The 12,620-nt window shown below is 72.6% G+C and carries 13 protein-coding genes; 3 read left to right on the forward strand and 10 right to left on the reverse strand.

Annotated elements, in window-relative coordinates:
- Positions 1 to 25 precede the first annotated feature (25 nt).
- Positions 26 to 1,057, reverse strand: coding sequence for an AAA family ATPase (locus tag ACWEPL_RS44965; protein ID WP_452439813.1), 1,032 nt, complete (start codon positions 1,055 to 1,057; stop codon positions 26 to 28).
- A 275-nt stretch (positions 1,058 to 1,332) separates the two neighbouring features.
- Positions 1,333 to 1,554 carry a hypothetical protein gene (locus tag ACWEPL_RS44970; RefSeq protein WP_363968294.1) on the reverse strand — a complete coding sequence of 74 codons (222 nt, stop codon included), beginning with the start codon at positions 1,552 to 1,554 and terminating at the stop codon, positions 1,333 to 1,335.
- A 173-nt stretch (positions 1,555 to 1,727) separates the two neighbouring features.
- On the opposite strand from ACWEPL_RS44970, the gene ACWEPL_RS44975 reads away from it, so the two are divergent.
- Entirely contained in the window at positions 1,728 to 2,186 is a 459-nt protein-coding gene (locus tag ACWEPL_RS44975) for a hypothetical protein (protein ID WP_452439814.1), read from the forward strand.
- A 7-nt stretch (positions 2,187 to 2,193) separates the two neighbouring features.
- Here the strand turns inward: ACWEPL_RS44975 and ACWEPL_RS44980 are convergent, their stop codons facing one another.
- The 6 genes from ACWEPL_RS44980 to ACWEPL_RS45005 all read right to left on the reverse strand — a co-directional run bounded on the left by ACWEPL_RS44980 (position 2,194) and on the right by ACWEPL_RS45005 (position 8,274).
- Positions 2,194 to 3,765, reverse strand: coding sequence for an ABC transporter permease (locus ACWEPL_RS44980; RefSeq protein WP_452439815.1), 1,572 nt, complete (start codon positions 3,763 to 3,765; stop codon positions 2,194 to 2,196).
- Positions 3,762 to 4,652 (reverse strand): ABC transporter ATP-binding protein, encoded by an 891-nt coding sequence (locus tag ACWEPL_RS44985; protein WP_363968300.1) that lies wholly within the window; start codon positions 4,650 to 4,652, stop codon positions 3,762 to 3,764. Before ACWEPL_RS44985 ends, ACWEPL_RS44980 begins: the two co-directional genes overlap by 4 nt.
- Entirely contained in the window at positions 4,649 to 5,278 is a 630-nt protein-coding gene (locus tag ACWEPL_RS44990) for a TetR/AcrR family transcriptional regulator (protein ID WP_192783476.1), read from the reverse strand. The genes ACWEPL_RS44985 and ACWEPL_RS44990 overlap by 4 nt, the downstream gene beginning before the upstream one ends.
- A gap of 178 nt (positions 5,279 to 5,456) precedes the next feature.
- A complete protein-coding gene (locus ACWEPL_RS44995; RefSeq protein ID WP_355211773.1) occupies positions 5,457 to 6,086 on the reverse strand; it encodes a Rid family hydrolase in 630 nt (209 codons plus the stop codon).
- Between the two features lie 14 nt (positions 6,087 to 6,100).
- Positions 6,101 to 7,687 (reverse strand): flavin monoamine oxidase family protein, encoded by a 1,587-nt coding sequence (locus tag ACWEPL_RS45000; RefSeq protein WP_452439816.1) that lies wholly within the window; start codon positions 7,685 to 7,687, stop codon positions 6,101 to 6,103.
- A gap of 125 nt (positions 7,688 to 7,812) precedes the next feature.
- Complete coding sequence (locus ACWEPL_RS45005) at positions 7,813 to 8,274, reverse strand: hypothetical protein (protein WP_363968306.1); 462 nt, start codon at positions 8,272 to 8,274, stop codon at positions 7,813 to 7,815.
- A 175-nt stretch (positions 8,275 to 8,449) separates the two neighbouring features.
- On the opposite strand from ACWEPL_RS45005, the gene ACWEPL_RS45010 reads away from it, so the two are divergent.
- On the forward strand, positions 8,450 to 9,169 hold the full coding sequence (locus ACWEPL_RS45010) for a hypothetical protein (protein WP_452439817.1): 720 nt from the start codon (positions 8,450 to 8,452) through the stop codon (positions 9,167 to 9,169).
- Between the two features lie 145 nt (positions 9,170 to 9,314).
- On the opposite strand, the gene ACWEPL_RS45015 is transcribed toward ACWEPL_RS45010, so the two are convergent.
- Positions 9,315 to 9,785, reverse strand: coding sequence for a MarR family winged helix-turn-helix transcriptional regulator (locus ACWEPL_RS45015; RefSeq protein WP_452439818.1), 471 nt, complete (start codon positions 9,783 to 9,785; stop codon positions 9,315 to 9,317).
- Between the two features lie 132 nt (positions 9,786 to 9,917).
- On the opposite strand from ACWEPL_RS45015, the gene ACWEPL_RS45020 reads away from it, so the two are divergent.
- Positions 9,918 to 10,892 (forward strand): NAD(P)H-dependent flavin oxidoreductase, encoded by a 975-nt coding sequence (locus ACWEPL_RS45020; protein WP_452439819.1) that lies wholly within the window; start codon positions 9,918 to 9,920, stop codon positions 10,890 to 10,892.
- Positions 10,893 to 10,905: 13 nt separating this feature from the next.
- Here ACWEPL_RS45020 and ACWEPL_RS45025 read toward each other — a convergent pair whose 3' ends face one another.
- Positions 10,906 to 12,591, reverse strand: a complete 1,686-nt coding sequence (locus ACWEPL_RS45025; protein WP_452439820.1) for an HAL/PAL/TAL family ammonia-lyase — start codon at positions 12,589 to 12,591, stop codon at positions 10,906 to 10,908.
- Positions 12,592 to 12,620 lie beyond the last annotated feature (29 nt).

Genomic DNA, 12,620 nt, shown 5'->3' on the forward strand with positions numbered 1-12,620 from the left:
GGCCTGGATGCCCGCCGGGATCGCGTCATGGCGGAAGCCGGCGGTCTTGGACCGCCCGGCGGGACGCCGGCGCCGCGGCCTCATGCACGGCCGAGCGGATGAGGGGGTGACGGAATCGTACGGACGCGCCCTCGACCCGCACCAGGCCGGCGACCTCCAGCTCATGCAACGCCGCCCGCCCTGTCTCCGTCGACCCGGCCGCTTCCCGCCCATGCGGCGCCAACCTGCCCGCGCCGATCCGCGCGGCGGCGCGCAGCACCAGGTCGAGGTCGCTTTCCACGGCGGCGAGCAGGGCCACCAGCCGGGCGTCGTCCGGCAGCCCGGCCACCTGCTCACCGAACAGCTGCGTGCCACCGGGCAGCGGATCGGGCAGCGGCTCACGGCCCGCGAGCTGTCCGGGGCCCAACCGCCGTACGATCTCGCGCAGGGCCAGCGGGTTGCCGCCGGTGGCCGCCACGAGCTCCCTCTTGACGGCGGGCGGCATCGCGGCGTCGAGCAGTTCGGCCGCCGCCGGCTCCGGCAGGCCGCCGAGCCGCAGCGGCGGCACCCCCTTCACCGGCGCGTCCCCGCGCACGGCCAGCAGCATCGCGATCCGCTCCGTGCCGAGCCGTCTGGCGGCGAACAGCAGCGCGTCCGCCGAGGCCCGATCCACCCACTGGAAGTCGTCGACCACGCAGACCAGCCCGTCGGGCGCGGCGGCCTCGGCCAGCAGCGACAGAACCCCGGCCGCCAGCAGGAACCGGTCCCCCGACGCGCCCCCGCCCAGCCCGAGCGCCCCGCGCACGGCCTCGCGCTGCGGCTCCGGCAGCGTGTCCAGCAGCCCGGCGACCGGCCGCAGCAACTGGTGCAGCGCGGCGAAGGCCAGGTCGGACTCGGGCTCGACGCCGGTCGTCCTGAGCACCCGCATGGAGCCGCCCCGGGAGGCCGCCAGGTCGAGCAGGGCCGTCTTGCCCACGCCGGCCTCGCCCCGCAGCACCAGGGCATCGCCCGCGCCCTCGCGGGCCCGGGAGATCACGTCATCGATGGCGGCGATCTCCGCCGATCTGCCGAACAGCACAAGCGCCCACTGTATGCCCAAATCCGGACACCCCCGGCGGGCCGGCGTTCACTGGAGAAACACCGGAGCCGCGCCGCGACCGGGCCGACCTCCCCTCGCTCCAGCACAGCGGCCTCCAGCAGGCGCAGCCGGCCGGGCCCGAGGGGCCGCTGGTGCCGCGTCCTCGCCGATCGACGCCGTGGACGGGTGAAGACGGTGGCCCGCTCGGATGCCCGCCGCCGGATGCGGCCGGCCGCCGTACGGGAGCGCCGCGAAGGCGTGGCCGCCGCCCGGTTTCACGGAGTGAGGGATGCGGGCGTCGGCTGGTCGGAGGGTGAGGATGCCGTGCTCTCGGCGGGTTCGTCGCGCGCGGGCTCGGGCGGGGTGTCGGAGCACTGCCCCCGGCAGTAACCGTTGGTGACGATCAGCCGCCCCCGAGCGGGCGTGTAGGCGCTGTCCTGCGCCCCGACGATCACACCCTGACACGTGGAGCAGATGAGCGGCTGGTCGGCTGTCATGAAAGCCCTTCCGAAGGTCCTCGCGTGCACGGTGCGCCCGGGAGACCGTCTCGGGCGCGGGATCTACCATGCCGGACGCCACCGACAATTCTCGCCGCCACATCCGGCCCGGAATGGGTGTGTACTTGAGACGCCCGGAAACCGACACCCCGACCGCCCTTGGAGAAGTCGTCATGACCACGCCCGAGCCCATCACGACCTGGCGCGACGCTCGCTTCGACATGCCCGTCAGCCGGCAGCTGGAGCGCTACGACGCGTTGGCCGCCAAGGACGCGGCGGCTCGCGCCCGGGTCGAGCTGGTGACCCGGGGGATCTACGACCCCGACCGGCACGGCGCCGACGACCGGCCCGCGCTCACCGTGGCCGAGCACCTCGAGCTGCTGGCGCTGGCGGAGTGCATCGCGCGCACCGTACGCCATCCCGCCCACGTCCATCACGCGCTGCAGGCGGGGGCCACCTGGGCCGACATCGCGCGGATCGTCGACTCCGACGAGCTGACCGTCCGGCGGGACTACCAGCAGTGGGCCAACGACCAGCACGACCTCCACCAGAGCTACCCCCACCTCGGCATGACCGCCGACGAGTACGCCGCCGCGACCGCCAGGGCCGGCCAGGGCGCGACGGAAGCCTGAGCGGGGATCAGGCGGAGGGCACCAGGTTGCGGCGGCGCAGGAACGCCAGCCCCGCCGCGGCCAGGGCGACGGCCACCGCGGTCAGCCCCAGCAGCGGCGCCACCGCCGACGAGGAGCCGCCCAGCAGCATCGCCGGCACGTGCACGAACGGCGACAGGTTCAGGACGATCCCGGTGGCCAGCTTGAACTCCGCCAGCAGATCCACGACCAGGAAGAGGCCGAGCGCGGTCCAGCTCACGGCCACCGCCAGCCGGGGCAGCAGGCCGAACAGCAGCGTCGCGATCCCGACCACGGTCCAGACCGCGGGCAGGTACGCCAGCGTGGCCCCGGCGACGCGGGCCACGTCGCCGTCGTAGGTGAGCCCGGCCGCCGCGCCCAGCACGGCCAGCAGCAGCGCCGGGCTGACGACGGCGAACACCAGGTGGCTCAGCGCCCAGCGCAGCCGGCCGACGGGGGTGGACAGCAGGAGCTCGGCCCGGCCCGCCGCCTCCTCGCCGCGGGCGCGCAGCGCCGACACGAGCGCCGCCCCCGTGACGAGCTGGCTGAGCACGTACATCACGAAGGTGAAGAACACGTCCGAGATGCGGGCACCGGCGCCGCCGACGGTCGCGGCCAGCTGCTGGAACTGCGGCGTGTCCAGCTGGGTGTCCAGGCCTCGCGCCGACACGCCGAGCAGCGCCCCCAGCAGGCCGAACCCGATCGCGAAGCCCGCGAGCGTGCTCCGGTGCAGCCGTCCGGCCAGGCCGAACGGGCCCGGCAGCCCTCCGGTGGCGGGCCCCTGGCGGGTGGGCACCAGGCCGCCGGCCACGTCGCGCCGGGTGGACAGGACGAAGGCGGCCGTCGCCACGGCGGCGACGGCCACCGCGATCAGGCCCAGCACCCACCAGTGGTCGCCGGCGTAGGGCTTGGTCAGCCGGACCCAGCCGAACGGCGTCAGCCACGCCAGCCAGCCGATGCCGCCGGTGTCGGCCAGCGAGCGCAGCGCGAACAGCAGGCCGCCGACGGCGATCGCGATGCCGCGCGCCGTCCCGGATGACGCGGTGAGCTGCGCGGTGACCGCTGCCACGGCCGCGAACGCCCAGCCGCCCCCGGCGGTGGACAGCCCGAACAGCAGCGAGGAACCCGCGGGCAGGCCGCTCGCGATCAGAGGGACCACCGACAGCAGGCCCAGCAGCAGGTTGGCGGCCAGCACGACCGCGAGCGCGGCGGCCAGCGGGGCGTGGCGGCCGATGACGCCCGACGACAGCAGCTCGCGCCGGCCGGTCTCCTCCTCGACCCGGGTGTGCCTGGTCACCAGCAGGATGCTGACCAGCCCGCCGATCAGCGCGAGGGACGAGCCGAGCGTCCAGGCGGTCAGGCCGCCGACGCTCGCGTCGTAGATGTGGCCGCGCATGGCCAGCTGCGCGGGGTTGCTCGCCGAGGCCGCCGCGAAGGCGTCGCGGGCGGCCTGGTCGGCGTACAGGTCACTGGTGGCGGAGGCGATGCTCGCCGGCAGCAGCGCGCTGATCGCGATCCACACCGGCAGCAGCACGCGGTCCCTGCGCAGGATGAGCCGGATCAGGGTCAGGGTGCCGGTCATGCGGCGGCTCCCTCGTAGTGGCGCAGGAACAGCTCCTCCAGCGTCGGCGGCTGCGTGGTCAACGTCCGCACGCCCGCCCTGGCCAGCTCGGCGAGCACGGCGGTCAGCGCGTCGCCGTCCACCTGGCAGCGCAGCCGGGCGCCGTCCACGGTCAGGTCGTGCACGCCGGGCAGCGCGGCCAGCCCCGGCGCGGGCCCGATCAGCTCGGCCGTCACCGAGGTGCGGGTGAGGTGGCGCAGGTCGGCCAGGCTGCCGGACTCGACGGTACGGCCGGCGCGGATGATGCTGACGCGGTCGCACAGCGTCTCGACCTCCGACAGGATGTGGCTGGACAGCAGCACGGTGCGGCCGTCGCGCTTCTCCCGCAGGACGCAGTCGTTGAAGACCGCCTCCATCAGCGGGTCCAGGCCCGAGGTCGGCTCGTCCAGCACCAGGAGTTCCACGTCGGAGGCGAAGGCGGCCACCAGCGCCACCTTCTGCCGGTTGCCCTTGGAGTAGGTGCGGCACTTCTTGCGCGGGTCGAGCTCGAAGTGCTCGAGCAGCTCGGCGCGCCGCCGCGGGTCGAGGCCGCCGCGTACCCTGCCCAGCAGGTCGATGACCTCGCCGCCGGTCAGCGAGGGCCACAGGGTGACGTCGCCGGGCACGTAGGCGAGCCTTCGGTGCAGCTCGGTGGCGTCGTGCCACGGGTCGCCGCCGAGTAATTCGATCCGGCCGCCGTCGGCGCGCATCTGGCCCAGCAGGATGCGGATCGTGGTGGTCTTGCCCGCGCCGTTGGGGCCGAGGAAGCCGTGCACCTCCCCCGTCCTGACGGTGAGGTCGAGCCCGTCCAGGGCCCTTGCCGGGCCGAAGGTCTTGACCAGGCCGTCGGCGCGCACTGCGGCGTTCATTGTTGTCCCTCGAACTTCTCCAGCCCGGTCCGCGCCTGTTCGAACAGCTCGCGGCCGAGGAATTCGGGTCTGATCAGGTCGAGCTGGGCCTTGCCGACGCGCAGCGCGCCCTGCGGGGCGTAGAGGTCCGTGCCGAGCGCGCGGGAGACGTGCTCGTGCAGCACCGTGATGCCGAGCTTCATCGCCGTCAGCACGGTCGCGCGGGCGCGGTGGTCGGCCTCGGAGTGCTGGTCCTCGTTGGCGAGATGCTGCTCCGTCACGGTCACGAGGTCGTCGAACATGGTGGCCGCCGCCGGAGAGCCCTCCACGAGCGCGCGGCCGAGGTACTTCATCAGGGGCGGCGCGGTGCGGTGGACGTTCTCGATGAACTCGGGCTTCTCGAGGTTGCGGTCGGTGACGCCGGCGGTGACCTGCTCGCGCACGTAGCTGAGGACGTACTCGTCGCAGGCCTGCCTCAGCGCTTCCTTCGTGCCGAAGTGGTGCTGCACCAGGCCGGGCGAGACTCTGGCCGCCTCGGCGATCCCGCGGATCGTGGTGGCCTTGACCCCCTGCTCGGCGAACAACGCCATCGCGGCGTCGCGGATGCGGGCACGCGTGGTCAGGTCCTCTTCAGAAATTGGTCGCACGTCCAGCATTCTATACAGTTGTATTGGTTCCCATGCAAGCGTTCAACCAATCGGGCGTCGGAGGCCGGTGGCGGGAACGATGAAGGCGCCGCCTCTCTTCAGTGCGTGAGCAGAGGCGGCGCCTTCATGTTTCTTCCCTTGGACAACAGAGCCCACACCAGCCTCGGCAGCGCCGAGGTCAGTGCTTGTAGGCGGCGACGACCTCCACTTCGACGAGCCAGCCCGCGACCGGGAGGTTGGCGATCTCGATCGTCACGCGGGCCGGGCGGGCCGGGTTGACCTCCATGGGCGGGGCGGGCGGCGCGGTGCCGAGCGGGACGGGTACGGGCCGGCCGGTGGCCAGATCCGTGTTGGCGAAGAACTGGCGGTAGGCGCGGTTCCAGCCGGCGAAGTCCGCCGACTCGGCTCCGGGCGGCTTCTCCAGGTAGGCGCGCATCGAGACGACGTCGGCCAGGCCAAGCCCGGCCGCGGTGAGGTTGGCCTTGACGCGTTTGAGCACGTTGAGGGCCTGGGCCTCGGTGAGGGTGACGCCTGGAGGCAGGGTTCCGCCGGGGAGGTCGACGTAGCGTTCGGGAGAGTCGGCGGGGGCCGCGGGGTTGCCCGCCGCCGGTCCCAGGCCGCTGGCGGTGTACGTGGCCACCTGCTTCCCGAGTGCCACTCCGTCGGCGATCGCCGGGTTGGTGCTGCCCTCGGGGAGGAACGGCCTGACCTCCTGCGGCCGGGGCGACCAGGTGGGGGTGGCGGCAGCCGTACCCGTGCCGAGGACGAGGACGACGGCCGCGGGGAGGGCGATGGTGCGGATCTTCATGCGGAGGTGTCCTCTCAGGAGGTGCTCAGGACGCGCTGGTGCAGCTCGGTGACGACCTTGCGGGCGGACTCCAGGGCTCCCGCCTGCCAGGCGATCATGTAGCTCAGCCAGTCACCCGCGAAGTACACGTGCCCGGCGGGCTTGCCGAGCAGCTGGTACGCGCCCTGCCGGGACGGCCAGCCCACCCACGCGCCCTCGATGTGCGGCTGGAGTTTCCAGGCGATGGACACCGACGACGCCAGTTCGTCGCGATATTTCGCACCATGGATCTTCATGCCCTGCTCGATCGCGCGGCGCTCGCGCTCGGCCGGCTTCAGCGCGGCGTACGCGTCGGCCTGGGCGCCGAAGTTGTAGTAGCCGACGACCATGCCGCGCGAGCCGCCGTACCCGTAGGAGGGGTACCAGATCGTGCCCAGGTCCAGGTCGGTGGCGGTGACGCCGCCGTAGATGTCCTCGTCGACCTCCCACCAGCGGCGGCGGTACTCCAGGCCGATCTTGCCCGCGTTCGTGGGGGTCGGGGTGGCGAGGGCGGCCTGGACCTCCGGGCCGAGGTTGTGCGCGGTTCTGGCCAGGATGTGCGGGGGCATCGCCGCGACGCACAGGTCCGCCTTGATCTTCTGGGTACGGCCGTGGCGGTCCTCGTACTCGACCTCCACGCCGTCCGGCAGATCGGTGATCCTGGTGACCTTGGCCCGCAGCCGGATCCGCTGCCGCCCGATCTTGCCGGCGAAGGCCCGCGGGATCGCGTCCATGCCGCCCACCGGCTGGAACATCAGCATCGCCTGGTCGTAGCCGAACTCGAACGCGAACCGCTGCCCGACTCCGCTGGCCAGCACCTCCGACAGCGACGGCACCGGCCCGAGCGCCGTGCCCGGCTGCTCGCCCGCGCCCGGGTTCACGCTGTGGCCGCGGCGGGTGCCTCCGGAGTACTTGAACCCGCTCGCCTTGTCCCCCACCGCCCCGAAGCCCGACAGGAAGGAGATCAGCCGCTCCTTGTCCTGCGCCGTGAGCGCGGCGTCGAGCGCCCCCGCGTCGGTCGCCCGCGACAGCAGCTCCGAGACGTACCCGTACACGTCGGCCTTGGCGGTGCGCCAGCGGACGGGGGCCCGCATGTTCTGGTGGTAGATGTAGGCCTGGGCGTTGGAGTTGGTGAAGACCTCCAGGTCCACGCCGAGCTCGCGGCAGTAGTCCATGGTGACCATCCACTGCGCCAGCCGGGCCGGCCCCGCGTTGAGGTAGACGCCGTCACCGAACTTCGAGACCTGCGTGGAGCCGTCCAGCTCGGTCACGCGGTCGCCGCCGCGGATGGTCCAGTTCCGGCCGCCCACCCGGTCGAGCGCCTCCAGAATCGTGCAGTCGTAGCCCGCCTTGCCCAGTTCGTATGCCGTGGCGAGGCCGGCTATCCCGGCGCCGAGGATCACGACCTTCTTCGCGGAGCGCCCGGTGAGGGAGAAGTCGGACTGCTGCGGCGGGTCGAAGGTCCCCTTCGCGGACGCCTCGGCGGTCGGCGCGAGCCCGAGCGCGCCCATGGTCGCGAAGAGCGCGCCTGCCCCACCGGAGACACCGACGGCGGACAGGAAATCGCGTCTGCTGTACCCCAACACTTACCTCCAAGATTTTGCTGGAGGTGAGTCTGGAAGCGTTTTGTTGCCGTTCATCCGTCGGTGTGTTGTTTGTGCGTTGCAAGCAGATCATCGGGTTTGTAGTGAAAAGTGAGGTTTCAGGGTCAGTCTCGGCTGGAACAGCGGGCGTAGAGGTCACGGGCGCTGGCGTGCAGGAGCTGGCCGGACTCGCGCCGCATGCCGCCGACCGGCCAGGCCGTGCCGAGCACTTCGACGGACATGAGGTCCGCGTACAGGCGTCGTCCCTGAGCCCGTACGTCCTTGGCGACGGCGGGGTCGACGAGAGCGATCATGGCGGCGGCGTACATCCATCGGGATCGCCACCGCGCCAGGGCGACGCCGCGCTCGTGCCGCGTCGTCGCGTCGCGCATGCCGGTACGGACGTCCTCGATTGCCGCGGCCAGATCCAGGGCGGCCCGGCGAGCTCGTTCCCGGCGGGCGGTGCGCCGCCGGGTCCGCCCCCGGATCAGCGCCGAGCAGGCCCCCAGCACCACGATGCCGATCAACGATATCCCCGCAGCGCCCCACGGTGCGGCCGCGTCCGCCCCGGCGGTGTCTCCAAGCATGTCCGGACCATATGGGCCGCGAGCCCAACAGCCGATCAAGCCCGGCACTTGCCGCGCCCAAGATGCTCATAGCGGCATTGACCATGAACACCATCCCCAACACTGGGGAATGCCCGGGCCGCCGCCCCGCCCGACCATGAAGGAGCTCGCACCACTAACAGGGGGAGGCAAACCCGTGACAAGCATCGCGACCCCGGCCCGCCGCCAGATCGAGCGGTTCCTGGAGTTCTCCGACCACGTCGGCGGCCTGAACGAGGCCGACGTGCTGGCACTGCTCCGCGACCGGGGCATCACCACGCTGGAGGCGCTCGTCAGCAAGGCCGTCAACGCGCCCCGCTCCGCCCCGCCCATCCAGATGGACGCGGCCCAGGCATTGAGCAGGCCCGCGGCCGCCTCCACCCAGCCCGTCACCCACCCCGCGCCCGCCATGGCGGTGGTCGTGGACGGCGTCGAACACGACCCCCGCGACCTGTCGCGGTTCGACGGCCGTCCGCTGACCTACATCTACGGCACCGAGCGCCTGGTCGCGCTGACCGACGACAGCGCGCTCAACGGCGCGGCGTGGGCGGCCTCGCAACTGCGCGCGGCCGACCCCCGCCCTGCGACGCAGGGCCAGGTCCAGATGTTCGAGCACGTGGACTACGGCGGCGACTGGTTCTGGTGCGGCGCCCGGCAGGCGCACAACGACCTGACCAGCGTCCACCACGGCCCGCTCCACCTGCACGACTGGAACGACGTCATCAGCTCCATGGGCAGCACGAACAACTCCGTCCGCTACTACGAGCACATCAACTTCAGCGGCAGCTCCCTGTTCGTCCAGCCCTTCGCCGACATCCCGACCCTCGTCCCCAGCGGATGGAACGATCGCATCTCCTCCGTCTGGAACCTGGGCTGACCGCCCGGCCGCGGCAGCAGGACGGCACCACCACCTGCCCGCGGCCGACCGAACCCCTCCGCCCCGGCGAGCCGTAGCGAGAACGCCGCCGGGACCCGCGAGCCCGCTCTGCGCGAGCGGGCTCGCGGCTTTTCTCGGCAAGGTCCTACTGGCGCTGCTGCCCCAGCAGTTTGGCGAGGATCGCGCTCAGCTGGCTGCGCTCGTCGCCGGTGAGAGCGTGGAAGGTGTCGTCGAGGAACGCCGGGATCGAAGCCTGGGCGGCGGCCAGCCGTCGCCGCCCCGAGTCGGTGATGGTGACGGCGTAGGAACGCCGGTCACGCGGGTTGCGCTCCCTGCGGACGTGGCCCTCCCGCTCCAGGTCGTCGCAGACGCCGACCATGACGCTGCGGTCGATCCGCAGCTCCTCGCTGAGCGTCTGCTGGGAGCAGGGGCCGACGGCGTCGAGCATCTGGAGCACGAGATGCTGACCGACCCCGAGCCCTTCCTCGGCGGCGTGCGCGTCGGCGGCGCGGGCCACGGCGGACGAGGCCCGGCACAGCGCGATGTCCAGCCGCTCGGCGGCGAGTCGCGGGAAGTACGCCGCCCCACGGTCCGTCGCCCTGGTCGTCGCCGCCATCGCTCTCCTTCCGGGTGAGCCGCCAGTCTAGCGCACATCCATCTCCTCTCAGATCGTTTTACATAAGATGATTGGCTGTCAAACGGTCTGCCTGCCGCCCGGTGTCGCCGCCGATGAGCGATGATGGCGATCATGGCATTGATGACGGAGTTCACGGAGTTGTTCGGGGTTCGGCATCCGATCGCGCTGGCCCCGATGGGCGGCTCGGCCGGCGGAGCGCTGACCGCGGCCGTCTCCAACGGCGGCGGGCTGGGGCTGCTGGGCTCCGGAAACGGAGACCCGGACTGGCTGGCCCGTGAGCTCCCGATCGTCACGCGGAGCACCGACCAGCCGTGGGGTGTCGGCTTCCAGGTCTGGGCGACCGGCGTCGGCGCGGTCGAGCGGGTGCTGGAGCACGGCCCCAGGGCGGTGATGCTGTCCTTCGGCGATCCGCGTCCGTTCGCCGAGCGCGTCCGGGCCTCCGGCACGGCACTGATCATTCAGGTCACCGACCTGGAGGAGGCGCGGCAGGCGATGGACGCGGGCGCCGACGTCATCGTGGCGCAGGGCACCGAGAGCGGCGGGCACGGGGCCCGGCACGGACGGTCGACGCTGCCGTTCGTACCGGTCGTGGTGGACCTGGTGGCTCCGGTGCCCGTGCTGGCCGCGGGCGGGATCGCCGACGGTCGCGGCGTGGCCGCGGCGCTGGCTCTGGGCGCCGCCGGGGCGCTCATCGGCACCCGATTCCAGGCCACCGCCGAGGCCCTGGTCGACCCTTCGGCCGCCAGGTCGATCGTCGAAGGCCGCGGGCAGGACACCAGCCGCAGCCGGGTGCTGGACATCGCCCGCGGCTCCAAGTGGCCCTCGAAGTACACCGCCCGTACTCTCGGCCACCCGTTCATCGATCGATGGCTGGGCCGGGAAGCGGACCTGGCCGGGGATCCCCAGGCCAGGCAGGACTACCAGGACGCCGTGGCACGCGGGGATGTGCCCGCGTTGCCGGTGTGGGCCGGCGAGGCCGTCGATCTCATCACGGACCTGCCGCCCGCGGCCGACCTCGTCGCCCGCCTGGCCGCGCAGGCCGAGAACGCGCTGGCCCGCGCGGGCAGAAAGCGGCCGGAAAGCTGAGCGGCTTCCGGCGTCAGGCGGCGGCGGCCGGTACGAGGCGGCGGTTGCGTACGAGCCAGATGGCGCGCTCCAGGTCGGGAGTCATGTAGCGGTCGTCGCCCAGAGGGGTGATGTGCTGCCGGATCTCCGCGTGCAGGGACCGCGTGACGGCGCCGAGCGGCAGGCCCTCCATCTTCTGCGCGATGAGGTCGATGCCCTGGGCCGCCATCATGTACTGGACGGCCAGGACGACCCCGAGCCGGTCCAGGTTCTGCTGCAGGTTCCTGACCGAGGCCATCGCCATCGTGTTGTGGTCCTCCTGCCCGTCCTTGACCGGCCGGGACAGCGTTCCCGCCGGCGTGGCCCTCACCTGCATCTCCGGGACCAGCGCGGCGGCCACCGTCTGCACCTGCACCATGCCGGAGTTGAGGCCGACGGTCCCGCCGGCGAGGTTGGCGGGCAGGCCGTAGCTCCACTTGGGCGACAGCAGCCGCCCCGACAGCTCCTGCGACAGCACCCCGACGTCGGTGATCTCCGCGTTCAGGGTGTCGGCCAGGTGCCCCATGATGGAGGCGTCCCAGTTGCCGCCCATCACGAACTCGTACCCCTGACCGTCCCCGCGCAGGAAGACCAGCGGGTTGGAGGTCGAGGAGTTGGCCTCCCGCACGAGTGCGCGGCGCGTCTCGGCCAGCGCGTGCCGCAGGCCGGCCAGGATGTGCGGCGCGGCCCGCACCGACACCGCGTCCTGGATGCGCGGCTCGTAGTTCGCCGGGTCGAGGCGCTTGCGGCCCTCCTCCGTCATCCAGCCCGAGCCCGCCACCATCGCGCGCAGCCGCGTGGCCACCGCGTCCTGCTCGGGGATGTGGCGTTCCTTGTGGGTACGCGCGTCGAGCGAGCCCTGCTCGGCCCTGGTCGCCTCCATGAACAGGGCGAAGGCTCCCTCCGCCTGGTCGGCGAGCGTGGTGGCCCGGTAGACGGCGTTCATCAGCACGGCGGCCACGACGGTGCTACCGCTGATGATGGGCAGCGCCTCCCCCGCCTGGAAGACGAAGTCCCTGGGCAGCCCGGCCTGCGGCAGGATCTCGGAGGCGGGCCCCTCCCTGCCCAGGTAGCGTACCGGCGCGTTCTCGCCGGCCGCCGCGAGTCCCGCGGCGGCCTGCGGCTGGAGGTCCCCGGTGCCCAGCGACCCGATCTGCGGCATCCGCGGGATGACTCCGGCGTTGACCATGGACAGCAGGCGCTGCGGCACCTCGGGCCGCACCCCGTACGTTCCCCTGGCCATCTGGTTCGCCTTGAGGATCAGGGCCAGCTTGGCCACGTTGTCGGGCAGCGGCTCGCCGACGCCCGCGGCGTGGGAGCGCAGGACGTTGTGCTGGAACTGCTCGGCCTGTTCGGGCGTGAGGGGGCGGTCCTTCAGCGGCCCGAGCGCCTGGTTCCAGCCGTACACGCGCTGGTTGGCCAGGGCGGCCAGCGCCCCCTGCCGGGTCTGGTTCATGGTTGCCGGCACGGTCGCCGCGAGCTGTGCGGTGACGGGGCGGCCCGAGAGGACCGCGAAGGCGTCCCGCAGCGAGAAGGAGCTTCCGTCCAGGACCAGGCTCAGCGGCCGCGGCGGCGGCGCCGCCGCGGGCGGGCGTTCGGGGGTGGCGACGGCCTGGCCCGGTACGAACATGGCGACGAGCAGGGCCGCACCCGCGGCTGCTCGTCCGACTCTGGTGGTCAACGTGTCCCCCGGCCTTCGCGACGCGGATC

This window comes from Nonomuraea sp. NPDC004186 (assembly GCF_053603495.1).

Excerpts from the sequence above, each read along its gene's own strand:
- ACWEPL_RS44970 (WP_363968294.1), bottom strand. The coding sequence starts at position 1,554 with ATGACAGCCGACCAGCCGCTCATCTGCTCCACGTGTCAGGGTGTGATC.
- ACWEPL_RS44975 (WP_452439814.1), top strand. The coding sequence starts at position 1,728 with ATGACCACGCCCGAGCCCATCACGACCTGGCGCGACGCTCGCTTCGAC.
- ACWEPL_RS44980 (WP_452439815.1), bottom strand. The coding sequence starts at position 3,765 with ATGACCGGCACCCTGACCCTGATCCGGCTCATCCTGCGCAGGGACCGC.
- ACWEPL_RS44985 (WP_363968300.1), bottom strand. The coding sequence starts at position 4,652 with ATGAACGCCGCAGTGCGCGCCGACGGCCTGGTCAAGACCTTCGGCCCG.
- ACWEPL_RS44995 (WP_355211773.1), bottom strand. The coding sequence starts at position 6,086 with ATGAAGATCCGCACCATCGCCCTCCCCGCGGCCGTCGTCCTCGTCCTC.
- ACWEPL_RS45005 (WP_363968306.1), bottom strand. The coding sequence starts at position 8,274 with ATGCTTGGAGACACCGCCGGGGCGGACGCGGCCGCACCGTGGGGCGCT.
- ACWEPL_RS45015 (WP_452439818.1), bottom strand. The coding sequence starts at position 9,785 with ATGGCGGCGACGACCAGGGCGACGGACCGTGGGGCGGCGTACTTCCCG.
- ACWEPL_RS45020 (WP_452439819.1), top strand. The coding sequence starts at position 9,918 with ATGGCATTGATGACGGAGTTCACGGAGTTGTTCGGGGTTCGGCATCCG.